General features: G+C 37.1%; 20 protein-coding genes. 16 read left to right on the top strand and 4 right to left on the bottom strand.

Features of this window, described 5'->3' with window-relative positions:
• Positions 1-81 precede the first annotated feature (81 nt).
• The 7 genes from EMTOL_RS12955 (at position 82) to EMTOL_RS12925 (ending at position 12,325) form a co-directional block, all read left to right on the top strand.
• Positions 82-1,962 (top strand): helix-turn-helix domain-containing protein, encoded by a 1,881-nt coding sequence (locus EMTOL_RS12955; protein ID WP_015029747.1) that lies wholly within the window; start codon positions 82-84, stop codon positions 1,960-1,962.
• 216 nt (positions 1,963-2,178) lie between these two features.
• Positions 2,179-3,294, top strand: a complete 1,116-nt coding sequence (locus EMTOL_RS12950) for a glycoside hydrolase family 53 protein (protein WP_015029746.1) — start codon at positions 2,179-2,181, stop codon at positions 3,292-3,294.
• Positions 3,295-3,479: 185 nt separating this feature from the next.
• The gene (locus EMTOL_RS12945) at positions 3,480-6,470 is read left to right on the top strand and encodes a SusC/RagA family TonB-linked outer membrane protein (protein WP_015029745.1); all 2,991 of its coding nucleotides are present in this window, start codon (positions 3,480-3,482) and stop codon (positions 6,468-6,470) included.
• 13 nt (positions 6,471-6,483) lie between these two features.
• Positions 6,484-8,028: a RagB/SusD family nutrient uptake outer membrane protein gene (locus EMTOL_RS12940; RefSeq protein WP_015029744.1), complete on the top strand. Its 1,545-nt coding sequence runs from the start codon at positions 6,484-6,486 to the stop codon at positions 8,026-8,028.
• 92 nt (positions 8,029-8,120) lie between these two features.
• A complete protein-coding gene (locus EMTOL_RS12935; RefSeq protein ID WP_015029743.1) occupies positions 8,121-9,440 on the top strand; it encodes a SusE domain-containing protein in 1,320 nt (439 codons plus the stop codon).
• A gap of 129 nt (positions 9,441-9,569) precedes the next feature.
• Entirely contained in the window at positions 9,570-10,484 is a 915-nt protein-coding gene (locus tag EMTOL_RS12930) for an alpha/beta hydrolase (protein WP_305953236.1), read from the top strand.
• Positions 10,481-12,325 carry a glycoside hydrolase family 13 protein gene (locus EMTOL_RS12925; RefSeq protein WP_015029741.1) on the top strand — a complete coding sequence of 615 codons (1,845 nt, stop codon included), beginning with the start codon at positions 10,481-10,483 and terminating at the stop codon, positions 12,323-12,325. The genes EMTOL_RS12930 and EMTOL_RS12925 overlap by 4 nt, the downstream gene beginning before the upstream one ends.
• A 57-nt stretch (positions 12,326-12,382) precedes the next feature.
• On the opposite strand, the gene EMTOL_RS12920 is transcribed toward EMTOL_RS12925, so the two are convergent.
• Together EMTOL_RS12920 and EMTOL_RS12915 are read right to left on the bottom strand one after the other, a co-directional pair.
• A complete protein-coding gene (locus EMTOL_RS12920) occupies positions 12,383-12,727 on the bottom strand; it encodes an MmcQ/YjbR family DNA-binding protein (protein ID WP_015029740.1) in 345 nt (114 codons plus the stop codon).
• A gap of 2 nt (positions 12,728-12,729) precedes the next feature.
• Positions 12,730-13,638: a diacylglycerol/lipid kinase family protein gene (locus EMTOL_RS12915; RefSeq protein ID WP_015029739.1), complete on the bottom strand. Its 909-nt coding sequence runs from the start codon at positions 13,636-13,638 to the stop codon at positions 12,730-12,732.
• A 224-nt stretch (positions 13,639-13,862) separates the two neighbouring features.
• Here EMTOL_RS12915 and EMTOL_RS12910 point away from each other — a divergent pair, with 224 nt between their 5' ends.
• The 6 genes from EMTOL_RS12910 (at position 13,863) to EMTOL_RS12885 (ending at position 19,776) form a co-directional block, all read left to right on the top strand.
• On the top strand, positions 13,863-14,651 hold the full coding sequence (locus EMTOL_RS12910; RefSeq protein WP_015029738.1) for a DUF3050 domain-containing protein: 789 nt from the start codon (positions 13,863-13,865) through the stop codon (positions 14,649-14,651).
• Between the two features lie 106 nt (positions 14,652-14,757).
• Entirely contained in the window at positions 14,758-16,242 is a 1,485-nt protein-coding gene (locus EMTOL_RS12905; RefSeq protein ID WP_015029737.1) for a DUF1501 domain-containing protein, read from the top strand.
• A gap of 43 nt (positions 16,243-16,285) precedes the next feature.
• On the top strand, positions 16,286-16,810 hold the full coding sequence (locus tag EMTOL_RS12900; RefSeq protein WP_015029736.1) for a hypothetical protein: 525 nt from the start codon (positions 16,286-16,288) through the stop codon (positions 16,808-16,810).
• A gap of 304 nt (positions 16,811-17,114) precedes the next feature.
• Positions 17,115-17,390 (top strand): co-chaperone GroES, encoded by a 276-nt coding sequence (locus EMTOL_RS12895; protein ID WP_015029734.1) that lies wholly within the window; start codon positions 17,115-17,117, stop codon positions 17,388-17,390.
• 103 nt (positions 17,391-17,493) lie between these two features.
• Entirely contained in the window at positions 17,494-19,125 is a 1,632-nt protein-coding gene (gene groL / locus EMTOL_RS12890) for a chaperonin GroEL (protein WP_015029733.1), read from the top strand.
• Positions 19,126-19,251: 126 nt separating this feature from the next.
• Positions 19,252-19,776 (top strand): hypothetical protein, encoded by a 525-nt coding sequence (locus tag EMTOL_RS12885; RefSeq protein WP_015029732.1) that lies wholly within the window; start codon positions 19,252-19,254, stop codon positions 19,774-19,776.
• On the opposite strand, the gene EMTOL_RS12880 is transcribed toward EMTOL_RS12885, so the two are convergent.
• Positions 19,769-20,185 (bottom strand): hypothetical protein, encoded by a 417-nt coding sequence (locus EMTOL_RS12880; RefSeq protein ID WP_305953235.1) that lies wholly within the window; start codon positions 20,183-20,185, stop codon positions 19,769-19,771. The genes EMTOL_RS12885 and EMTOL_RS12880 overlap by 8 nt on opposite strands.
• A gap of 241 nt (positions 20,186-20,426) precedes the next feature.
• Here EMTOL_RS12880 and EMTOL_RS12875 point away from each other — a divergent pair, with 241 nt between their 5' ends.
• Together EMTOL_RS12875 and EMTOL_RS12870 are read left to right on the top strand one after the other, a co-directional pair.
• The gene (locus tag EMTOL_RS12875) at positions 20,427-21,416 is read left to right on the top strand and encodes a YhdH/YhfP family quinone oxidoreductase (protein WP_041694122.1); all 990 of its coding nucleotides are present in this window, start codon (positions 20,427-20,429) and stop codon (positions 21,414-21,416) included.
• A gap of 108 nt (positions 21,417-21,524) precedes the next feature.
• Positions 21,525-22,700: an acyltransferase family protein gene (locus tag EMTOL_RS12870; RefSeq protein ID WP_015029729.1), complete on the top strand. Its 1,176-nt coding sequence runs from the start codon at positions 21,525-21,527 to the stop codon at positions 22,698-22,700.
• A 40-nt stretch (positions 22,701-22,740) separates the two neighbouring features.
• Here EMTOL_RS12870 and EMTOL_RS12865 read toward each other — a convergent pair whose 3' ends face one another.
• On the bottom strand, positions 22,741-23,754 hold the full coding sequence (locus EMTOL_RS12865; protein ID WP_305953234.1) for a zinc dependent phospholipase C family protein: 1,014 nt from the start codon (positions 23,752-23,754) through the stop codon (positions 22,741-22,743).
• A gap of 393 nt (positions 23,755-24,147) precedes the next feature.
• On the opposite strand from EMTOL_RS12865, the gene EMTOL_RS12860 reads away from it, so the two are divergent.
• Positions 24,148-24,561 carry a Dabb family protein gene (locus EMTOL_RS12860; RefSeq protein ID WP_015029727.1) on the top strand — a complete coding sequence of 138 codons (414 nt, stop codon included), beginning with the start codon at positions 24,148-24,150 and terminating at the stop codon, positions 24,559-24,561.
• Positions 24,562-24,595: the final 34 nt, after the last annotated feature.

The raw sequence follows: 24,595 nt of genomic DNA, 5'->3' as shown, positions 1-24,595 counted from the left end.
AATAATTTCTAAATGTTTATTGCTTAACTTTGATAAACTAACGACAAAAAATTTGTCAAAAACCTAAGTTTTTTGACCTTAATGAAGCTATATATTTCAATAATATCCATTCTTCTTCTAATATTAGGAAATCGGGCGGAAGCACAAATTAAAATTGTGGTTTCGGAGTATCCTACTTTTCTGATACCTGATGGTGAGCTATATATGGCCAGTTCGATAAATAACTGGAGCCCGGGCGACCCCAATTATGCCCTGAAGAAAGATATTGATGGTTCTTACTTCATAATATTACCCGACTCAATCCCCTACTTTGAATATAAATTTACACAAGGAAATTGGATGCTTGTGGAAGGAGGAAAAGACGGCCGAAGCAGACAAAATCGAATTTATGATGCCTCTTCAGAAGCCAATCCTAAATTTATAAAAGTAAAAATTGAAAGTTGGGAGTCGAAACCATCATACGTCATGGTGATTGAAAAAATACCAGAGAATACGCCCAAAGATGCTCATATTTATATCACTGGTAATTTTAATAATTGGAATCCCGGAGAAGAAAAATATCGTCTCAAACGCCAAGCTGATGGTACTTATCGCACCATAATTTACAGCGATTTAGCTCGATTAGAATATAAATTTACTCGTGGTACATGGGAATCAGTTGAAGGCCGCCAAAGTGGAAAAGCTCGCCCAAATCGAGTATTTAATCGTTCGAATACGACAGATTTAAAGACAATTCAGATAAAAATCGAAAGTTGGGAAGACTTTTCAGGAGCTTTTAACTTTTTTTCACTTTTCGATTTATTAATGCTATTTGCCTCCTTTCAAGGCATTTTGCTCATAATCGCCATTCCTACTATTCAAGATTACAATCGGGCGGCTAATCGTTGGTTGGTATTATTGATAGCTGTGACTTCTCTCATGGTACTTCTAAGGGAAATGTCGAACCATAAAGAATTTGCCCAAACCTATTCTAAACTTTTACTAATTCCCAATTTATTACTATTCTTATATGCCCCTCTTTTTTATTTTTATTTAAGTAAACTTCTCTTTCAGACTAAGAAGTTACCAAAAAAATGGCAGTTCCATTTCATTTTACCAGCTATACAGTTGGTAGTATATTTGCCCTATTTTTTGATGGATTTTAATGTTTTTAGGTTAAAATTAGTCAATGAAGACAATGATTTACAAATCATTTTAGCAATTATGGGGCTGATTGGGTGGTGTAGTAATTTTTACTACTGGAATATCTGCCGTAAAATGATTCAAACCTATAAAAGAGATTATAGCCATAATTATTCATACGAGCAAAATCTTCAATACCTCAACACTGTACTTTCAATTCAGGCTGTATGCCTAACACTTTGGTTATTTACAGGAATCTGGACAATATTTTCATACGAAGGATTAGTAAATGATAGTCTAATTGCCGAGCGAAGCATCGATACAATTTGGTTAGTATTCTCTACAATTGTTTATTTTTTGGGTTATTTTGCCATTCATCAACCTGAAATATTTAAACTTCCCCAACGAGAAGTTGAGTTTTTTCAAAATCCATTACCTATTAATCAGGCCAATAATTATGCTCCTACTCCCGATAAAAGCGAGGTGGTCGATGAAAATATCATGGTTTTGAAAAGTCAGTTGGAAACTTATATGGACAAACACAAACCTTATGAAAACCCAAAACTAACGCTCAACGACCTTGCCGCAAAACTCAAGATTCAGCCGCATGTTTTATCAAAAGTTATCAATGATGGTTTTGATAAAAACTTTTTTGATTTGATAAATACCTACAGAATCGAAGAGTTTAAACGTCGTATCGAAGACCCACGTTATAAAAACTTTACACTACTCAGCTTAGCTTTTGAAGTAGGGTTCAATTCTAAAACTGCCTTCAATCGTTCATTCAAAAAGATTACAAACCAAACTCCAAGCGATTTTTTTGAACAAATCAATGATTAAATTGCTCATTTTGTAGTTCCACTTTATAAAGTGGACACTCTTTTGGCTTTTATAATCAACTACACATCAACACATTACATCTTCTAAATTATAGTTTAACTCCTTTTTTATATTATTTATAAAGTGGGGCGACACGCCTTTATATCAATTGTACTTTTGCAGGAAATACTTTAACTATACTCACTAAATTCTGTAACATCATTCTATTTTTTCCCGATGAAACAAACTTACTTGTTAGGTATCGCTTTTTTGTTTTCGAGTTTTTGTTGCCAAGTAAAAGACATTGAAAAAGAACCACTCTTTTTGGGTGGAGATTTATCGTATGTCAATGAAATGGAAGACTGTGGCGGAACATACCAAAGCAATGGGGTGAAAGTTGACCCCTACAAACTCTTCAAAGACAAAGGGGCAAACATAGTAAGAGTTCGCTTGTGGCATTCGCCTGATTGGACAAAGTATTCAACTTTTGAAGACGTAAAGAAAAGCATTCGCCGAGCCAAAGAGCAAAATATGCAAGTGCTGCTTGATTTTCATTACTCCGATACTTGGGCAGACCCCGCTCATCAAACTATTCCGAAAGCTTGGGAGAATATTAAAGACACCAAAATCTTGGGAGATACTGTTTATGCCTACACTTTTAATGTACTCAACAAACTCGCTGCAGCCAATCTAACGCCCGAATTTGTGCAAGTAGGCAACGAAATCAATAGTGAAGTAATGCAATACACAAAAGATGCTGCCAAAACTATCAACTGGCAACGGAATGTTGCATTGCTGAACAGAGGAATTGAGGCCGTTGATAAAATTTCAGCTATACGTGGACAAAAAATTCAAACCATGCTGCACATTGCCCAGCCCGATGAAGCCTACAATTGGTTTGAAAATGCCAAGAAAAACGGCATCATCAACTACGATTGGATTGGCCTTTCATATTACCCAAAATGGTCAAAATTCAGCCTTTTGGGTTTAACAAATGAAGTAAATAGACTGAAATCCGATTTCAAAAAACGAGTAATGATTGTTGAAACAGGCTATCCGTACTCGCCAAAAAACTTTGATGCTGCCAATAATTTATTAGACGGTGAAGGAAAAATTGCGGGTTATGATTACACGCCAGACGGACAACTAAAATTTATGATTGACCTGACAAAAGCAGTCGTGAAAGGTGGTGGAGAAGGAATTATCTATTGGGAACCTGCTTGGATTTCAACCAATTGTAGTACAGCTTGGGGAAAAGGCTCCCATTGGGACAATGCCATTTTCTTTGATGCTGAGAGAGGTAACGAGGCATTGCCAGTTTTCGATTTTTTCAATCAAAAGCTTTATAAATAAATTAACCGAGCAACGGCCGCCACAGAGACACGGGTTACACAAATTTTCATAGAGAAATCACTCAAATCATTCGTGTAAATCTTAAAATCTGTGCTTCCGTGGAGGCCGACACTCGGTAAATATAAATCAAACCAAAAACTTTAACTAAATACTTTAATTTTTAAAACAAACTACTTTTCAAAACTATGAACAAATACTTTAACAATTGGAAAGTCTTAACTGCGGCGGGAGTCCAACGCATGGCTTACAGCAAGAGTATCGTTTCGGTATTGCTTGCGGTAATGCTCACGAGCGTGACTTTTGCACAAAAAACAGTAAGCGGAAAAGTTACTGACCAAAACGATGGATCTCCTATGCTGGGTGTATCGGTTTCGGTCAAAGGAACAAGTACAGGAACACAAACCGATGCCAGCGGTAGCTTTCAAGTGGCAGCACCAGCCAATGCAACATTAGTTTTCAGTTTTATTGGTAAAGCAACTCAAGAAATTGCGGTGGGTAATCGCTCAACGATTGATGTAAAATTGGTTGATGATAACAAAATCTTGCAAGAAGTGGTAGTGGTAGGTTACGGTACACAAAAGAAACAAGATTTAACAGGTTCAATTACTTCAATCACTTCAACTGACTTCGTAAAAGGAAACATCGCTACGCCTGAGCAATTGGTTTCGGGTAAATTGGCGGGTGTGCAAATCACCTCAAACGGTGGAGCTCCAGGTTCGGGTAGCCGTATCCGTATTCGTGGAGGTTCGTCGTTAAGTGCCAGCAATGACCCACTTATTGTCATTGATGGTATTCCGCTCGATAATAGCAATGTTTCGGGTGCTGCTAACCCTTTGAGTTTTATTAATCCAAATGATATTGAATCGTTTAATATCTTGAAAGATGCCTCAGCAGCAGCCATTTATGGTTCACGTGCGGCCAATGGTGTAATCATCATCACTACCAAAAAAGGAAGCAAAAAAGATAAGCTTAATGTGGCTTTTAGTACATTGTTTTCGTCAGCTTCAAGAGTGAATAACGTAGATGTACTTACAGCCGATGAGTTCAGAACAGCCGTGAAAACTTACGGAACTGCCACACAGCAAAAACTTTTGGGAAATGCCAATACCAACTGGCAAGACCAAATTTTCCGTACAGCTTTGAGTAGCGATAATAATTTGAGTGTAACAGGAAATTTGAAAACAATGCCTTATCGTGTATCAGTGGGTTATACCAAACAAAATGGTATTTTGAAAACTTCGTCGATGGATAGAACTTCAACATCGGTTGGTCTTACGCCTACGTTCTTCAAATCGCATTTAAAACTTGATATTAACTTCAAATATTCATCAACCAAAAGCAATTTTGCTGATGAAGGAGCTATTGGAAGTGCCATTGGTTTCGACCCAACTCAAAATGTCTATGCCGAAAACAAATTCGGTGGTTATTTCCAATGGTTGGCACAAAATGGTGATTTGGCTGGTTTAGCACCAATTAATCCACTGGCTTTATTGAACCTAAAAAGCAATGTCGGAACGCTTAATCGTATGATTGGAAATATCCAAGCTGATTACAAATTCCATTTCTTCCCAGACCTTCGTGCCGTTTGGAATATTGGTTTCGACCGCTCAAATACCAGAGGCGACCAAACAGAATCAAACTTACTTTCGGCTACTTCATTTACTAATCAAGGTTCGGTTGGCTATTATACCCAAACTCGTAATAATTTCACCAACCAGTTTTACCTAAACTATGTAAAAGGTTTGAACGGTCAGTCGATTAATATCATGGCGGGTGCTGAAAACCAAGGATTTGTGAGAGAAAACGAAAACGGAACTACTTACGGTAACAGCGGTGTAGTGCCAATTTACTCGTACTTCAAAACTGACTACGCTCTATTATCGTTTTTTGGTCGTTTGAATTATGCTTTGAATGATAAATACTTAGCTACCGTAACCGTTCGTCGTGATGGGTCGTCTCGTTTTGCTCCAGAAAATCGTTGGGGAACATTCCCGTCGGTAGCTTTAGCATGGAAACTCAACAAAGAATTCAAAAACGATGAGATTTTCTCTGATTTAAAACTACGTTTTGGTTGGGGACTTACGGGTCAACAAGATTTATCAACGGGTGATTACCCTTACTTGAACGCTTACACGAAAGGACAAGGCTTGAAATATCAGTTTGGTGATAGATACTACGACCTACTTCGTCCGAATGCCTACGACCCAAATATCAAATGGGAACAAACGGCTTCTACTAACTTAGGATTAGATTTTGGATTGAAAAAAGCACGTATTTCTGGTAGCATTGATGTTTACCAAAAGAAAACTACCGATTTGATTAACGAAATCGACGTAGCGGCGGGCTCAAACTTCAGTAATAAAGTAACAACCAACGTTGGAACACTCGAAAACAAAGGTCTTGAAGTGGTGATAAACTACACGCCAATCATGAACAAAAACTTCAATTGGGATATTAGTGGAAACTTTACTTATAACGAAAGAAAAATCACGGCTTTGACCAAAGTTGATAACCCGACTTACGTGGGTGTTTTGGTAGGTGGCATCAGTGGTGGTGTAGGAAACTACGCACAAGTACATTCAACCGGCTACACGCCAAATACATTCTTTGTCTATAAACAAGTATATGACGAAGCAGGAAAACCAATCGAAGGTTTATTTGCTGACCTCAATGGTGATGGAAAAATCACTGAATTAGACCGTTATCGTTATCAATCGGCTGTTCCTAAATATTTCTTAGGTTTTAGCTCGCAGATGTCATACAAAAAAGCAAGTTTAGGCTTTGTAATGCGTTCAAACATCGGCAACTACGCCTTGAATAATATTTATTCAAGCATGGCAACTTACCAAAACATTACGGGTGCGGGCAACTTCATCAATAACGTTTCGGCCAATGTTTTGGAAACAAATTTCAAAACTCGCACTGACCAAACCATTCTTTCAGATTATTACGTACAAAACGCTTCATTCTTACGCATGGACAACTTGAACGTTGGTTATAATTTGAGCGATTTGTTTAGAGCGAAGAAAATCCAAGCTCAATTATCGTTTGTGGTGCAAAATGTATTCGTAATCACGAAATACAAAGGTTTAGACCCAGAGATTGCCGATGGTATCGACCGTCAAATCTATCCAAGACCACGCACTTATTCGGTAGGCTTAAACATCAACTTCTAATTCTAAATTTCAAATGAAAAATATATCTAAAAAATTAATAGCCGTTTTAGCACTGATTTTCGTGATGGGGTCGTGCAAAGACTTAGATACCAAGCCTTATGTGGGGCAAGTTTCAGAATTGGTTTATCAAGATGCCAATAATTACAAAGAAATTTTGGCAAAATTATACGCAGGTTTGGCGGTTTCGGGTATCAAACCAAAAGACGATGACGTGGATTTGAAAAACTTCGATGGTGGTTTTCAGGGCTACATGCGTGTATATTGGTACTTGCAAGAATTTACGACCGATGAAGCAATCGTAGGTTGGGGCGACCCAGGTTTACCTGATTTGCACAAAATGTCTTGGACAGCCTCAAATGCTTGGACATCAGCTTTTTATTCAAGAATCTTATTCCAAGCTGCCGTAGCAAATGAGTTTTTGCGTGAAACTACTGACGCAAAATTAAGCAGCCGTGGCATTGCCAATTCACAAGATATTAAAAACTACCGTGCCGAAGCACGTTTTATTCGTGCATTGGTTTATTCGCATGGAATCGACCTTTTTGGTAGTATTCCACTCGTAACCGAAAACGATAAAGTAGGTTCTGATTTGCCAAAACAGGCATCTCGTCAAGAATTATTCAATTACTTAGAAACCGAATTGAAAGCTCTTGAAACTGAACTTCCAGATGCACGCAAAAACGAGTATGGAAGAGCCGATAAAGCAGCCGCTTGGATGGTTTTAGCTAAATTATATTTGAATGCCGAGGTTTATACAGGTCAGAAAAAATACAGCGAAGCAGCCCTTTACGCCAAAAAAGTAATTGATGCGGGTTATACGCTCGAAAACAATTATCAGCACAATTTCTTAGCTGACAACCACCTTTCTACTGAAAACATTTTTGCTATCAACTATGATGGAAACGAAACCCAAACTTGGGGTGGAACTACAACCATCATTCACGCTTCGATAGGTGGAAGCATGAATGCCGCTGAATTTGGCGTTGACGGTGGTTGGAGCGGCTTCCGTACAACCAAAGAATTTGTGTCTTTATTCAATGACAAAGCCGATAAACGTGGAATGTTCTACACAAACGGACAAGAATTAGAAATTGATGAAGTGGGTACTTTCTCGAATGGTTATGCCGTTACGAAATGGAAAAACGTAAAAAGAGATGGAAAACCAGGCAAAAACCTAACGCATACAGACACCGATTTCCCGTTATTTAGATTAGCCGATGCTTATTTAATTTACGCCGAAGCCGTTACTCGTGGCGGTAGTGGCGATGGTACTTTGGCTCTTAGCTTAGTAAACTCACTTCGCAAACGTGCAGGTGCTACCAACCTTTCTTCACTGACACTCGACAATCTTTTGGCCGAGCGTGGTCGTGAATTATACTGGGAAGCACATCGCCGCACTGACTTAGTTAGATTTGGGAAGTTTACAACTGGCTATAATTGGGCTTGGAAAGGTGGAATCAAAGCAGGAAAAGACGTAGAAACTTTCCGTTCGGTATTCCCGTTGGCGGCTTCTGACCTTATTGCAAACCCTACTTTGAAACAAAATACAGGATATTAATAAGGCAATAGAAGATAGGTTTTAGACATAGTTTATTTTAAAATTAATACCTAAAACCTCAATTCTAAAACCTAAAAATCTAAGATAAAAATATGAAAACATTCAATAAATTATTTCTTTTCGGGCTGGCGATTTTGTTTGCGTGGGGCTGCGAAAAAGAAGAAGAACGAGCAATTTTAAGCACAGGGGCAGCTCCTGTGGTTACGCTTTCGAGCAAAAGCGTTGTATTGAATAAAGACAATGCCACCAAAGAAGCTCTAACTATCTCATGGGCAGCCGATTATGGTTTTAGTGCGGCAGCAACCAACACCATTTTGATTGATAAAAAAGGTGGAAATTTCTCAAAAGCATCAGCCATTACGGCTGGTTCTGACCTAAAGAAAACCTTTACAACTGCTGAGTTAAACGGCATTTTATTGGGTCTTGGTCTTGCTCCTGGCACACCTGCCGACATCGACATCAAAATAACAGCTACAATGGGAGCTTCTACGGTGTTGAGTTCGACAGTAAGTAGCCTGACGGCCACGCCTTATCTTGATAAATTAGACCTTAGCTCAACTTGGGGTGTAGTGGGCAGTGCCACAACCAACGGTTGGGATGGCCCTGATATGCCATTCTACAAAACTGAAGTACCAAATGTATTTGTAGCGTATGTAACGTTGAAAGACGGTGAAATCAAGATTCGTGAAAACAACAACTGGGCAGTAAATTATGGTGGAACAAATGGTGTTTTGAAAAAAGATGGTGATAATATTGCTGTAAAAGCGGGAACTTATAAAATCACCTTTAACCCAGTTGCACTTACTTATAAGGTTGAGAAATATTCTTGGGGAATTGTAGGAAGTGCCTACAATAACTGGGGGGCAACGCCTGATGCACCGCTCAACTACGACCCAAGCGTTGACCTTTGGACTGGCATTGTGACACTTATTGATGGTGAGTTCAAGATTCGTAAAGACAACGACTGGGGTGTGAATTATGGTGGTTCGAACGGAGTATTGAAAGAAGGTGGAGATAATATTGCTGTAAAGAAAGGAACGTATTTGATTACGGTAGATTTCAAAAAAATGAAATATACGATTACAAAATATGCTCCGTGGGGAATTGTGGGCGATGCTACTGCTACGGGGTGGGGCGAAAAACCTGACCAAAAATTCAGCTATGACCTCAGCACTGAAACTTGGTATTTAAATAATGTTGTACTGAAAGACGGTCAAATCAAATTCAGATTAAACGATGATTGGGGCGTGAATTATGGTTCAACGGGTAGTACGGAGCCTGACCCAATTGCCGCCAGTGGAGGTCTATTGGCCAATGGTAAAAACTTTGGAGTAAAAGCTGGTACGTGGAACTTTGTTTTAGACCTTAAAGACCCTGCCAAGCCAACTTACAAAGCTACAAAGGTGAAATAAGATTCATCATAGGTTTAATAATCAGAATCTGCATAACGTTTGTTATGCAGATTTTTTTGAGTCTTTGTACAGAAACCACTATTCATATTCCACTTATAACCAACACTTTAACCTATTTTCATGATAAAAATGAATGCTATCATTAATATTCTTCTGTTTTGTTTTTTCGCACTCAACACGTATGCACAGGTGGTATCGAGTGGTCGATTAGAAAGACAAACTAATTTTCAATCGAAATATGTTGCTGCCCGAAATGTAGATGTTTGGCTACCCAAAAACTACGATGGCAAAAGCAAATTTTCGGTGCTTTATATGCACGATGGTCAAATGCTATTTGATGCCGCAAGCACTTGGAATAAACAAGCTTGGGATGTAGATGATATAATGACAAAATTACTGGATGAAAAAGCCATTCAAAACTGCATCGTAGTAGGTATTTGGAATATCGCAGCCAATCGACACTCTGATTATTTCCCACAAAAACCATTTGAAATGTTGAGTCAGGCACAACAAGACTCGATTTATAAAGCTACGCGTGGAAAAAACCAAGCACTTTTCGCAGGTAAAATCAATTCTGATAATTACTTAAAATTCATTGTAGAAGAACTCAAACCTTTCATTGATAAAAAATACGCTGTTTTCACCGATCAAAAACATACATTTATTGGTGGCTCAAGCATGGGTGGATTGATTTCGATGTATGCCATTTGTGAATACCCCAAAGTATTTGCGGGTGCTGCTTGTTTATCAACGCACTGGGTTGGCACTTTTACGGTAGAAAATAACCCTATTCCAGCAACATTTTTGCAATACTTACAAATACATTTACCTTCACCAAAAAATCACAAAATATATTTCGATTATGGTACAGAAACCTTAGATGCACTTTACAAGCCTTTCCAAGAAAAGGTCGATATTGTTATGAAATCAAAAGGATTTTCTGATAAAAATTGGCTTACAAAAGAATTTATTGGTGCCGACCATTCAGAAAAATCTTGGAATCAACGTCTTGATATTCCACTAAAATTCTTATTAAACAAATGAAAAAAATTTACTTCCTTATATATCTCTGCTGCTTTCATTTCGTGGCAAATGCTCAAATTCAGCACGTTGAGCCACTGAATTGGTGGGTAGGCTTGAAGAATCCAAACCTACAATTATTGATTCATGGCGAGAATATTTCCGAAACTCAACCCTCTATCAACTATGCAGGGGTAAGCATCAAAAAAGTCAATAAAGCTGATAGTAAAAACTATCTTTTCCTTGATTTAGTGATTGCCAAAACCACCAAAGCGGGTAGTTTTACTATTAATTTCAAGAAAGCAGGTAAAACCGTTTATACGTACAATTATAGTCTGCTACCTAAGCAACAAGCATCAGCCCAGATGCGTGGGTTTAATTCTTCTGATGTCATTTACCTTATCACGCCCGACCGCTTTGTCAATGGTGATTACTCAAATGATGTAGTTGCAGGCATGAAAGAAGCCAAAATCAATCGTGGTTTTGATGGTGGCCGCCACGGCGGCGATATTAGAGGAATGATAAACAGCCTTGATTACATTGCCAATATGGGTTTTACGGCCATTTGGCCAACGCCTGTACTTGAAAATAATATGTCAGGCTATTCTTATCATGGCTATGCCATTACAAACCATTACAAAGTTGACCCCAGATACGGCACGCTTGATGATTATAAGGAACTTTCGACCAAAGCTCGCCAAAAAGGTATTAAGTTGATTTTTGATGAAGTATTGAATCATACTGGCTACGGCTACTGGTGGACAGATGATTTGCCATTTAAAAACTGGCTTAATTATCCTGACACCAAAACCTCTACCAATCATCGACGCACTGTCAATCAAGACCTTTATGCTTCAGATTATGACAAAGAGTTCATGAAAAAAGGTTGGTTTGATAGAATGATGCCCGACATGAACGGTGAAAACCCTTACATGGCTAACTATCTGATACAAAACACGATATGGTGGATTGAAACCCTTCAACTGGGCGGAGTCAGACAAGATACTTATGGCTATTCGGATAAGACTTTCTTGAAAAACTGGAGTTGTGCCATCATGAACGAATATCCTAATTTTAGCATTGTTGGCGAAGAATGGAGCGTCAACCCGCTCATTACTTCGTACTGGCAAAGAGGCAAAAAAAATGCCGATGGCTACAACGGTTGCCTAACGAGCATCATGGATTTTCCACTACAAGAAGCCCTCGTCAATGCCCTCAAAGAAAAAGAAACTTGGGGAAAGGGCTTGGTTGTTTTGTATGAAGCATTGGCAAATGATTTTGTGTATGCCGACCCTTCGAATATTCTAATTATGGGCGATAACCACGATATGGACCGCATTTTTACGCAACTCAACGAAGATGTTGACCTTACTAAAATGGCATTGGGCTACTTGCTTACTACACGTGGAATACCTCAAATTTATTATGGCACAGAGGTTTTGATGCAAAACACTGGTCATCATAAAGTAGATGGACTGATTCGTTCCGATTTGCCAGGTGGTTGGAAAGAAGACAGTGTAAATGTTTTCACCGAAAAAGGCCTTACAGAAGCACAAAAAAGTACTAAAGCCTATTTGAAGGAACTGCTAAATTGGCGGAAAAATAATTCAGTAATTGCCCATGGAAAAACACTACATTTTGCACCTTTTGATGGAATTTATGTGTATTTTAGATACGATAATAAGAAAACGGTGATGGTTGTGATGAATAAAAATGAAAAAGAAATAAAGCTCGAAACCAAGCGTTTTGATGAAATCTTGCAGAATAAAACTTCCGCCAAAAATATTCTGAACAACGAAATCCAAACCTTGAAAAATGGCCTAACAATTTCGCCAAAATCTACGATGATTTTTGAGGTTTTCTAAAATACAGCAACCAAAAAGTCCGAAATTCTATAATAACATTTCGGACTTTTTTGGATTTTAACTATTCAAATATTTTTCTGCGAGAATTTTTGGTGCAACTTCGCAGTAAGCCGCTACGAGTGCATCATAAAAAAAAGCCTCTTCAATTTTATCCAAGCGAAATTGCGTCCATCCCATTTTGCCCCATTTATTCGGCACAGGATAAACTGTCGTTTTATCACCATACAATGAAAATATTGACTGATCAGTTTCTGAGAGTTTAAGTGTTGCTCTATTTTCTTTCAGATTGAGTGTGGCAAAAATTTTCTTTTTCACTCGAAATGAAATCTTTTCGAAATGTGGTAATTCTTCGGCATTTTCAAACGATAAAGCCAATGCTCGAACACGTTGTTCAGTAATCATTTTCAGACGATAAAATTTATACTTTTATGTTTCACGGTAATACTCATCGGTAGATAACCAACGAATTCTCCATCCATATCAATAGGAGTATTTGCACTTTCTGACTCAAAACTTAAAGATTTTGATTTAAAATATTTGACTGCTTTATGTGTCAAACGTTCACATCTTTTAATCTTAGGGAAATTCAAAAAATAATCAATCAAATTCACATCTCCAATTGCAACTGCTTCAATCAAGCCATCATCTACTTTTGCTTCGGGGGCAATACCAAGTCCACTCCCAAAAAACTTTCCATTAGCGGCACAAAAATTCATAACTTTACTTTCATACACAAAATCATCGCCTTTAACAATGATATTTTGAGGTCTGTAAGTGATAAAGTTTTTAAGAATAAAATACTGATAAGTTAAAGTTGCACCAAAAAACCTACTTGCATAAAAAAGCTCTTTGGCAATTACACCTCCAATGCCAACATCGGTAATATTGATGTAATAGCGGCTTGCTTGCTGACCATTTTTATCTTTAAAGGTCGCCAATCCTACATCAATTTTTTTAATACTTCCTGTTAAAATAGCTTCCTTTAACGACTCAATGGTTTGTGTTGGAATAATGGTTTTAGCAAAATCATTGCCCGAACCATTGGGCAATAAACATACTTTTACACTTTCATTCCCTACGTTCATAACTCCATTGACAACTTCATTGAGGGTTCCGTCTCCACCACAAGCAACAATAATTGTAAATCCTTCGTTTACTACACTTTCAGTTAGCAATATTGCATGGCTGGCATATTCAGTTTCTATGATTTTTACTATAAAATTATTAGCATCGAAAGTTTTTTTTAGCTTACCGCTTAGCGAAACTTTATTTGTGCTTTTTCCATGAATAATGAAACAAATCTTAATCATCATAAGTAGGTTAGGTTTGATATTTTCTCAATTTAGTAGAAAATCAACATTAAACTTCCAAGTTTAATGTTAATAATAAATCAGGTAATATTTTAAACATTTCTTTATTAAAGCACCATAAACTTAATCAGAGAAATAACTTAATTATTTTTATCAAGTATTTTTAAGGCCACATTCAAACTATTCAGTAAGACAGAAAGTTTAAGAAATAAACAAACCAAAGTAAAATGAGTCATTACATTAACCGTATTCAAGAAAAAATCGAACCGCTCCGACAGCAAATTATTAATCACAAAGTTTACTCTGTCATCAATGATCTCGACGACCTAAAGGTATTTATGCAATACCACGTGTATGCCGTTTGGGACTTTATGTCGTTACTGAAATCACTTCAAAATAACCTTACGTGTACAAAAGTTCCTTGGTTTCCTACCGCTTCTGCCGATACTCGTTATTTAATCAACGAAATTGTAGTTGGAGAAGAATCAGATGTTGATATGGATGGTAATCGTAAAAGTCACTTTGAACTTTACCTCGATGCCATGCACCAAGCTGAGGCCGATACAAGCCACATTGAAAAGTTTATTGAAGTATTGAAAGAATCTGAAAATTTCGATTCAGCATTTGTAGTTGCAGGTACACCAAAAGCTGCTCGTAGTTTTGTAAATTTTACCTTTGATATTATTAAAAGTCAAAAATCTTACCTTCAAGCAGCTATTTTTACATTTGGTAGAGAAGATTTAATACCGGGAATGTTTCTATCAATTATCAATGATATTCATTTGAGTATTCCTGAGAGAATATCAATTTTTAAATATTATCTCGAACGACACATCGAAGTAGATGGCGACCATCATAGTCATTTGGCCTTAGAAATGACCGCTAATCTCTGTGGAGATAACGAAACATTTTGGCAAGAAGCCGAAAATGCTACCATCGAATCGCTCAAAAAGCGTATCGAACTTTGGGATGGGGTATATGAGAGTATCAATGCAAAAAAAGTAAGTTTATCATAAAACTTTTTAAAGTCCTCAATCTTAAAAACGTTGAGGACTTTTTATTTTTTTAATAGTGTCTTCTCGCAATAAATACCTAACTTAGTAGGCAAATTCAACCCTTACCATGCAAAAGTTAATCAAAGAATTTTTATTGGCTGAAGCTCAATATCAAACCCGTCGCCATTTCTTACAAACCTGCACAACTGGACTAGGCACAATGGCATTTAGCTCATTACTCGGTGGCTGTTTTTCGGGCAATGAAAAAGCATCAAATGATATGCTTCAAACTGACCCAATGTATCCAAAACAACCTCATTTTCCGCCAAAAGTTAAGCAAGTGATTTACATACACATGGCCGGAGCTCCTTCACAATTAGAACTTTTTGATTACAAACCTGCTCTTCAAAAATTTGATGGGAAAGACTGTCCACAAGAATTTTTAGAAGGGAAAAAATTTGCATTTATTAGAGGAGTACCTAAAATGCTTGGCTCAATTGGAAAATTTAGTCAACATGGAGAATCGGGGGCTTTAATTTCAGACTTCCTACCCTATCTACCCGAAGTAGCTGATGACCTTACCTTTCTGAAGGCCATGTATACCGACCAGTTTAACCATGCCCCTGCCCAATTGCTCATGCACACAGGCAGTGCCCGATTAGGGAGGCCAAGTTTAGGTGCTTGGTCAGTGTATGGTTTAGGTTCTGAAAATCAGAATTTACCCGGTTTTATCGTACTGGCTTCTGGAGGCCGAAGCCCCGATGCAGGTAAAAGTGTTTGGGGAAATGGTTTTTTGCCATCTATTTATCAAGGTGTGCAGTGTCGTACGGGTGGTGACCCTGTTTTATACGTTTCTGACCCACATGGCATGAGTAGAGATATTCGAAAACAAACTATTGAAGCAATTAACGAAATCAATCGCCAACAATATGAGACCGTACAAGACCCCGAAATTCTGACACGTATTTCACAATACGAAATGGCTTTTAGAATGCAAGTTTCAGTGCCTGAAGTAATGGACACCAGTAAAGAGCCTGAATGGATAAGAAATATGTATGGGGCGGTTCCGGGTGAGGGTTCATTTGCCAATAATTGTCTTTTAGCAAGACGTTTAGTGGAGAATGGTGTACGTTTTGTGCAACTTTTTCACTGGGGCTGGGATTCGCACGGCACCGACCAAAGGCTTTCACTCGATGGAGGCTTTAAAGATTTATGTCAGGTTACTGACCGTGCTGTCACGGCTCTCATCAAAGACTTAAAAATGCGTGGTTTACTCGATGAAACACTCATTGTTTGGGGAGGTGAATTTGGTCGAACACCCATGCAAGAAAATCGCGATGGTCAAACGCTTCCATTCAAAGGCCGAGACCACCATTTAGAAGCATTTACTGTTTTTATGGCAGGTGGTGGATTGAAAAAAGGAGTTTCTTTCGGCGAAACTGATGATTTGGGTTATTATGGTGTAAAAGACCGCACGCACGTTCATGACCTCCAAGCAACCATTTTAAACCTTATGGGTTTTGACCATGAAAAATTAACCTATGCTTTCCAAGGACGACCATTTAGGTTGACCGATGTAGGTGGAAAAGTCATTAAACCAATATTAGCATAAGCGAAAGTTTCAAGGCAATTTGCCTTTCATAAAATAAACATTCATGAAAACCCTTACCATAGTTATACTGATAGTGTCATCATTTAGTCTATTTGCTCAAAAAGATTCAAGTTTTTATAAATCGAATATAACCCGTAAACATTATTACCTAAAACCTTTACAGAAGGTAAACGGAACATATTATTATGGAGAAAGAAGATTAAGCGGTTTCAATTCGCTTGAAGTACCTTTTTTTGAATTGAATGACCCTATTGTCAATTATCATTATAAACGCTACAAAATATTTAATGGTGTAGGGCAAGCTATCAGTTTTATTCCGACCATCTACATACTTTCAACGCTCAATAAAGCACGAACCCGACAAAGTGGCTATTATTCTGGCACCTATCTTGGCATGCTTGGGGTGTCGCTTGTAGGCAGTATCACCTGCAACATTATTGGCAAAGCTCACATAAAAAGAGCTGCAATTAGATACAATCAAGCACTCGGACAACCCACTTCTGCCAATTTACAACTCAAACCCGATGAAAACTCATTGGGTTTGGCATTAAGATTTAACTTCAAATAATACAGTTTTTTCTGAGTTAAATACTGACATTTATTGCTATTTCGGAGTATGACACAAAAAAACATGTCAGTCTTTGAAACATTTTTGTCAGTCAAAACTGAAATTTTGGCAGAAAACAGTACCTTTGTCGGCCGTTGGCAAAACTTTTGTGGAATTGTCATCGCAAAATCATTAGATATGAGATACGAATTATGAGTTGCTCGATTATCATAAATTTTGCTACGACAAAACCGACAAATAATCTCATAATTCATATTTCATTACTCATAACTAATTTTTTAAACTCTAAAAATTCAAAAATAAGATGTCAGTAAACATTAAGCCTTTAGCAGACAGAGTATTGGTAGAAGCTGCTCCGGCAGAAGAAAAAACAGCATTTGGTATCATTATCCCTGACACCGCAAAAGAAAAACCACAAAGAGGAATCGTTGTAGCGGTTGGCCCAGGAAAGAAAGACGAACCAACTTTATTGAAAGTAGGTGACAACGTTCTTTACGGTAAATATGCTGGAACGGAAATCACTGTTGATGGTAAAGAATATCTTATCATGCGTGAATCAGACATTTACGCTATTGTCTAAAACAATTAAGAATGTAGAATGAAAAATGTCATTTTACAGGATACACTCTATAATTTTCGACAATTATTAATTTTTAATTCTTAATTTTTTATTTTTAAAAAAAATGGCAAAGCAAATTATATTTGATACAGATGCAAGAGAGAAATTGAAAAGAGGTGTTGACACTCTTGCAAACGCAGTAAAAGTAACATTAGGACCAAAAGGTCGTAACGTAATCATCGACAAAAAATTCGGTTCTCCATCAATCACTAAAGACGGTGTGAGTGTGGCAAAAGAAATCGAATTGAAAGATTCGATTGAAAACATGGGTGCTCAATTAGTAAAAGAAGTAGCTTCTAAAACTGCTGACCAAGCGGGTGATGGTACTACAACTGCTACTGTATTAGCACAAGCTATCTACACTATCGGTGCTAAAAACGTAGCTGCTGGAGCGAATCCAATGGATTTGAAACGTGGTATCGACAAAGCGGTTACCGCAATAGTTGGTGCTTTAAAAGATCAATCTAAAGCAATCTCTACTTCAAAGGAAATCGAACAAGTTGCTACTATCTCGGCAAACAATGACCATGAAATTGGTCAAATGATTGCAAATGCAATGGAGAAAGTAGGTAAAGAAGGCGTTATCACTGTTGAAGAAGCTCGTGGTACTGAAACAGAAGTAAAAACTGTAGAAGGTATGCAGTTTGACAGAGGTTATTTATCTCCATATTTCGTTACTAACGCTGAGAAAATGGAAGTTGAGATGGAAAAACCATTCATCTTGATTTCTGAGAAGAAAGTTTCTTCAATGAAAGAACTTCTTCCAGTGTTAGAAGGTGTAGCTCAAACTGGCCGTCCGTTATTAATCATCGCTGAAGATGTAGATGGCGAAGCTCTTGCTACATTAGTAGTAAACAAAATCCGTGGTGCATTGAAAGTTTGTGCTGTAAAAGCTCCAGGCTTTGGCGACCGTCGTAAAGCAATGTTGGAAGACATCGCAATCCTTACTGGTGGTACTGTAATCGCTGAAGAAAGAGGATTCAAACTTGAAAATGCAGATATTTCATACTTAGGTCACTGCGATAAAATCATTATCGACAAAGACAATACTACAGTTGTTAATGGTGCTGGTGACCAAGACCAAATCACTGCACGCATAAACCAAATCAAAGCTCAAATCGAAACTACAACTTCTGACTACGATCGTGAGAAATTACAAGAGCGTTTAGCTAAGTTGTCTGGTGGTGTAGCTATTATCTACATCGGTGCTGCAACAGAAGTTGAAATGAAAGAGAAAAAAGACCGTGTAGATGATGCACTTCACGCAACTCGTGCTGCGGTAGAAGAAGGTATCGTTGCTGGTGGTGGTGTAGCTTTAATCCGTGCTCAAGCTGCTTTAGCAGGTCTTGAAGGTGCAAACGCTGACGAAACAACTGGTATCGCAATCATCCGTTCGGCAATCGAATCACCATTGCGTACAATCGTTGCTAATGCTGGTGGCGAAGGTTCAGTAATTGTACAAGAAATAAAAGCTGGCAAAGATGACTACGGTTATAATGCTCGCGAAGATAAATTTGAAAATATGTTAGCGGCTGGTATCATCGACCCTACGAAAGTAACTCGTTTGGCTCTTGAAAACGCTGCTTCGATTGCTGGTTTATTGCTTACAACTGAAGCAGTCGTATCTGATATTCCAGAAGAAAAAGCTCCAGATATGGGCCATGCACACGGTGGTGGTATGGGCGGCATGATGTAATAGTCATTCAAACCATATTTTATAAAAAAGGCTTCAAGAGAAATCTTGAGGCCTTTTTGTTTTTATATTATTTTTTCTACAAGTTTGTATAGAAACGCTATTAATTTCACTAAAATCACATTCAACATGAAAGCTACTTTGGCATCTTTTTTATGCATCTTCATTACTACTCAAACCTACGCCCAAAAAGATTTAGATAGAAATTTGGTATTCTTTGAGTTGGCGAAAAAAACTATTGAATATCCTAAAGTAGCAACGCTTTCAAGTATTTATGGACGAATATTCACGAAATTTAGTGTAACCAAAGCTGGTAAAATTGAGGGTGTAGAGATATTTTACCCAAAAATGGCCAATCATGTTGAGAAAAGTATCGGCTTTGAGGCATCTATCAAAAGGGGCTTGAAAAAACTACCCCTACTCGGTTTAGGCTATGAAGGAACTTATATTTTACCCATTGCTTTTGTCTTTGAAAATCTCAGTGAAAATCCTTCAATGAAATATCCAGATAATCAGCTCCCTGAGTTTATCAATACTGAATCTATGACAGTTTTAACCGAAATTCAAATCTTTAGTTCAAGCAATCGTTATGCAAAACCGGATTTTAAAGGCGGTTTTCAGCCTACAATACCCAGCCAACAAATTGTTAGGTAAACCTAATGTTCTTAAACAATACACCGCTCACAATCAACCAAATAACACTAGAAGTTAATAGATAAACTCGATGAAGAGCGTAGAATTCTTGTTTTTCTACAACTTCATGCGTTTTAAAATTAAGCATTGGGTCTAATTTATAATGCCAGAAAAACAAGCTTATTTGACCCAAGATTAATAAAATGCCTAAAATGTATGTCCATCTAACTTTCCGAAAAGCAAAAGTAAAAAAGATAAATATCGACAATGCCAAATAATTAAAGTACACAGTAACAGCTTGCGTGATAAAACCCATTGGGGTGTGGCTTCCCAATACTTTTGAACCGATGGGAATAACCACACCTGCATAAAAAGTAAATGCTCCCCACCAAATAATTAATAATAATATCGCTGTTTTTTCTTTATTCATTATGAAATATTTTTTCAAGATAAAATTATTCATTCAAAATACTAAAATTACCATTACTTAAAACTTACTTCTAATACCTTTTATAAATTATAATAACTTGCAAAGGAAAAATCATAATGTTCTTACAGACACTATTTTTTATCCTTAAAATAATAATCTCCAGAAAAACTCCTATTCTAAAACAAAATTGCGATTTTTGATGTATTCAAATGTAAAAGAGTACAACCAAATCTATCAAACAATGTCAACTTTCCAAGCATTCTACATTACCGAAAACGAAGATAAGACTTTCTCTCAAAATATCATTGAGCGAAAAATTGAAGATCTACCAGCTGGTGAAGTACTAATAAAGGTACAATATTCTTCACTCAATTATAAAGATGCCCTATCTTCAACTGGAAATAGAGGCGTTACGCGTAATTATCCTCATACACCCGGTATTGATGCTGTGGGAATCGTCGAGGATAGTCAATCTACTGATTTTCAAAAAGGAGATAAAGTACTCGTAACTGGCTTCGACCTTGGCATGAATACAGCTGGTGGTTTCGGGCAATACATCCGTGTTCCAGCCAAATGGGTAGTAAAACTTCCGCGTGGATTAAAACCCAAAGAAAGTATGATTTTCGGCACGGCTGGTCTTACTGCCGCACTTTGCATTGACAAACTTTTACAAAACGGACTTACTCCTGAAAAAGGTAAAGTTATTGTAACAGGGGCTACTGGTGGCGTAGGCACAATGGCAGTAATGATTCTTGCCAAACTTGGTTTTCATGTGGTGGGGGTTACGGGAAAACCCGAAGGGAAGGATTTTCTTTTAAAAATTGGGGCGAAAGAAGTAATTTCTCGCGAAGAAGTAGATGATAAATCGGGGCGTCCATTACTTAAAGGTGTTTATGCAGCTTGTGTAGATACTGTTGGCGGCAACATGCTAGCAACTATCTTAAAATCAATGCAATACAATGGAGTTGTTGCTATTTGTGGTTTAGTTAATTCGCCTGAATTACCTACAAGTGTTTTTCCATTTATCCTAAGAGGGGTTTCGATGTTTGGAATTGATTCTTCAGAATGTGATATCGAATGGCGAAAAAAAATGTGGAAAAACTTAGCAAAATCATGGAAACCAAAAGGTATTCAATCTATTACAAAGACAATCACAATCAAGGGTCTTTCTAAAGAAATAAAAAGAATACTTAAAGGTGGACAAATGGGGCGTGTTATCGTACGTTTATAAAATTAAGTCTTAAACTTATTATTTTCACATTAACCTATAACGACAAGTTGAAATCTTGTTCTATAAATTCAGAAATTCATTATATTTAGGACATAAACCCTAATCTTAATGAATTCACAAAATCGACTAACTTCGGCCGACATCTATCGTGGTTTTGTAATGCTACTGATGATGGCCGAAGTACTCCACTTCGGAAAAGTATCTGAAGCACTACCAGAAAGCTCATTTTGGGCATTCCTAGCTTTTCACCAAGACCACGTAGAATGGGTTGGTTGTTCATTACACGACCTCATTCAACCCTCATTTTCATTCTTAGTTGGCGTGGTTCTTCCGTACTCTATTGCACGCAGACTTACACAAAGAGAAGGTACTAACGCCGCATTTTTACACGCACTTAAACGTTCTTTAATTCTCATTCTTTTAGGTATCTTTTTGCGTTCTCAGTACAAATCTCAAACTTATTTTACATTTGAAGATACGCTAAGTCAAATTGGAATGGGCTATCCATTTTTATTTTTATTGGCTTTTCGCTCTCAAAAGGTTCAGATTTCAGCTCTAATAATTATTCTCGTTGGCTATTGGTTAGCTTTTGCACTTTACCCACTTCCCGATGCTAATTTCGACTATGTCAATGCGGGTGTTGCCAAAGACTGGGAACATAATCTGAGCGATTTTTCTGCTCATTGGAATAAAAACACCAACTTTGCTTGGGCATTTGACCGCTGGTTTCTCAATCTTTTTCCTCGTGAAAAGGCATTTTTATTTAATGGTGGAGGCTATGCTACCCTCAGTTTTATCCCTACACTTGGTACAATGATTTTGGGACTTTTAGCAGGAAATATCTTAAAATCAGAAACAAAAGCAGACGAAAAACTCAAGCAATTCATTATTTTAGGCGTTTCTGGGCTAATGCTTGGCATAATATTTAATCGTTTAGGAATATGCCCAAATGTCAAACGTATTTGGACACCCACTTGGGTGCTTTTCAGCGGCGGCTTATGCTTTTTGTTCTTAGCATTTTTTTATTGGATAATAGATGTTCGAGGAAAGTCTGATTGGGCTTATTTCTTGAAAGTAATTGGTATGAACTCAATTGCGGCCTACTGTATTGCCGATGCTCTTGGCGTTTATATCTCAAAATCTTTAAAAATCCATTTAGGTGAAAATTATGCCAATCTGTTTGGGCTTCCTTATCAGTCGCTTGTGCATGGTGGGCTCATGCTTCTCATTTATTGGTTAATTCTAAATTGGCTTTACAAGAAGAAAATTTTCATAAAAATATAAAGAAAATAGCCCGACAGGCTAAATACCTGTCGGGCTACCTTTAATTATCACTTTCTTTTCTAACATCCAAAACCCTTTTCAGCCACGACTGTTTTTCGGCTAATTCCGCCTCTTTTTCTTCTTTACTTGGCTGATAGGCTAGCAAACTATTCAAATCTGGCTGCCCCGCATCAACCCAGCACGTTAGCCAAAAATCTCCAACCATTTTTATAGAGGCACGCATCTGACGCTCTATTTGATTTTTAAGCATTGTATGGTATCGCTCCGAAAACTCTTTTGAATAACTTTTAGTAGTAATACCATTTCGCTCATCAAAACCAAACTTTTTATCTTCAGCAAAATGGCTGGTTAATTCTTGTTCGAATCTTAGTACAGAATCTAAAGCTGTGTTTGCCCCCAAAACAGCTTGCCAAGCTCTTTTTTGTGGGGATTTTACATAATCGGCTTGTCCAACAAAAAAATCGTAATTATCAGCGAATAATTCAGGCAATCTACTTTCCCAAAATCCATGAATACCAGTCTGGTTAGTTAATTGTCCATTATAATTTTGGGTAGTGTGTAGCGGCACATTTGCATCAGCAATGTAGTGACCAATATCAGCCGAAAGCATTAAAATTCGTCGAGCATCTTTTTTTCGAAAAGCCTCTGTTAGTTGGTACTTTATGAAGTTTATATGCCAAGGTACAATCCCGTGCCGATTAAGCGTATCTTCTGAAATTTTCTCACTCACTTCTCTCCAAGAAAGCAATGGTAACTGCTTACGAATGGAATCAGAATAGTTATCTAAATCTATGAAATGTCTCGGAGCTTCCCCCTTAACAGCATAACGCCGTTGGTCAGGATTTACAGCATTTTCAGTAATGAAATCAATATTCTTTTTGTAAAACCTAAACATTTCAGGAGGTAATGTAAAAACTGCTAAACGATTGATTCGCTGGTGGCCGAAAAATCCCCAAATAATTGATTGATAACGAAAAGATGATAAACACCAAATACTACTCAATACAAGGCACCAAATCAGGCCTTTTTGTTTTACACTTTTTAATAAATTCATTACAGCAAGTTGTTTTTTACTTTTTTTAATATTTCTCGATTTTGAGGTCACAAAACAAAGTATTATGTACACTAAAAATTTCAAAAGCATAAATTTTACATTTGAAAACGCAAAATATTATAATTTTTTTCTAATAAGTTCCAAATTTTGAACCTGATTTTAATGAAAGGATATTTTTTTTTCGAAAATCCTTAAAATTTAAACTTCATTCCCAAAAAAATATTTTTTCATCAGAAAGATACCATATTTCTCTTAGATTAAAAATCAGAATAATATTTGGCAAAATACTAAATTTACAAAAACAATAAAATATTTTCTAGAAATAATGCAATTTTTTTGAATAATATCTGTTATATTTGCAGTGTAATACAAAATATTATTCGGTTTCACAAAATGAGTCAAGCACAGAAAAAATCATTATTAAGATATTTAATGCCAGCAATGGCTTTGGGCCTATTTGCTTTTTTAATGGTAGCATATGGTTCGGCATATACACCTCCTAAGGCCCAAAAACAACGTATTGTTTGCTTTAAGTTTAAAAAAGGAACTTCAGCAGAAACAATTAAAAAGCACATGGCTGACTTTCAAGATTTGAAGCGTCAGTTACCAGAAATTGCAGGGTATTCGGCTGGTAAAACTTTTAGCGACGAAAACTCAACAGCGGAGTATGATGTAATGCATTATCTTACATTCAGAACAGATGCTGAAATTGAGAAATTCCGTGAAAGTAGTCAATACAAGTCTTTTGAGAAAGCAAACGAAGCAAACTGGGAAAAAGTATTGGTTATCAATTCAGAGATTAAATAATTAGTATTTAGTTATTTGCAATCTTCAATAAAGG

Origin of the sequence: Emticicia oligotrophica DSM 17448 (assembly GCF_000263195.1) — a bacterium.
GTDB lineage: Bacteria > Bacteroidota > Bacteroidia > Cytophagales > Spirosomataceae > Emticicia > Emticicia oligotrophica.
This window is presented reverse-complemented; position numbering and strand designations above follow the sequence as displayed.

Coding starts and splice junctions, on each gene's coding strand:
- groL (WP_015029733.1), top strand. CDS start 17,494: ATGGCAAAGCAAATTATATTTGATACAGATGCAAGAGAGAAATTGAAA.
- EMTOL_RS12900 (WP_015029736.1), top strand. CDS start 16,286: ATGAAAACCCTTACCATAGTTATACTGATAGTGTCATCATTTAGTCTA.
- EMTOL_RS12950 (WP_015029746.1), top strand. CDS start 2,179: ATGAAACAAACTTACTTGTTAGGTATCGCTTTTTTGTTTTCGAGTTTT.
- EMTOL_RS12930 (WP_305953236.1), top strand. CDS start 9,570: ATGAATGCTATCATTAATATTCTTCTGTTTTGTTTTTTCGCACTCAAC.
- EMTOL_RS12885 (WP_015029732.1), top strand. CDS start 19,252: ATGAAAGCTACTTTGGCATCTTTTTTATGCATCTTCATTACTACTCAA.
- EMTOL_RS12860 (WP_015029727.1), top strand. CDS start 24,148: ATGAGTCAAGCACAGAAAAAATCATTATTAAGATATTTAATGCCAGCA.
- EMTOL_RS12875 (WP_041694122.1), top strand. CDS start 20,427: ATGTCAACTTTCCAAGCATTCTACATTACCGAAAACGAAGATAAGACT.
- EMTOL_RS12920 (WP_015029740.1), bottom strand. CDS start 12,727: ATGATTACTGAACAACGTGTTCGAGCATTGGCTTTATCGTTTGAAAAT.
- EMTOL_RS12895 (WP_015029734.1), top strand. CDS start 17,115: ATGTCAGTAAACATTAAGCCTTTAGCAGACAGAGTATTGGTAGAAGCT.
- EMTOL_RS12880 (WP_305953235.1), bottom strand. CDS start 20,185: ATGAATAAAGAAAAAACAGCGATATTATTATTAATTATTTGGTGGGGA.
- EMTOL_RS12935 (WP_015029743.1), top strand. CDS start 8,121: ATGAAAACATTCAATAAATTATTTCTTTTCGGGCTGGCGATTTTGTTT.
- EMTOL_RS12925 (WP_015029741.1), top strand. CDS start 10,481: ATGAAAAAAATTTACTTCCTTATATATCTCTGCTGCTTTCATTTCGTG.
- EMTOL_RS12910 (WP_015029738.1), top strand. CDS start 13,863: ATGAGTCATTACATTAACCGTATTCAAGAAAAAATCGAACCGCTCCGA.
- EMTOL_RS12945 (WP_015029745.1), top strand. CDS start 3,480: ATGAACAAATACTTTAACAATTGGAAAGTCTTAACTGCGGCGGGAGTC.
- EMTOL_RS12915 (WP_015029739.1), bottom strand. CDS start 13,638: ATGATGATTAAGATTTGTTTCATTATTCATGGAAAAAGCACAAATAAA.
- EMTOL_RS12905 (WP_015029737.1), top strand. CDS start 14,758: ATGCAAAAGTTAATCAAAGAATTTTTATTGGCTGAAGCTCAATATCAA.
- EMTOL_RS12865 (WP_305953234.1), bottom strand. CDS start 23,754: ATGAATTTATTAAAAAGTGTAAAACAAAAAGGCCTGATTTGGTGCCTT.
- EMTOL_RS12955 (WP_015029747.1), top strand. CDS start 82: ATGAAGCTATATATTTCAATAATATCCATTCTTCTTCTAATATTAGGA.
- EMTOL_RS12870 (WP_015029729.1), top strand. CDS start 21,525: ATGAATTCACAAAATCGACTAACTTCGGCCGACATCTATCGTGGTTTT.
- EMTOL_RS12940 (WP_015029744.1), top strand. CDS start 6,484: ATGAAAAATATATCTAAAAAATTAATAGCCGTTTTAGCACTGATTTTC.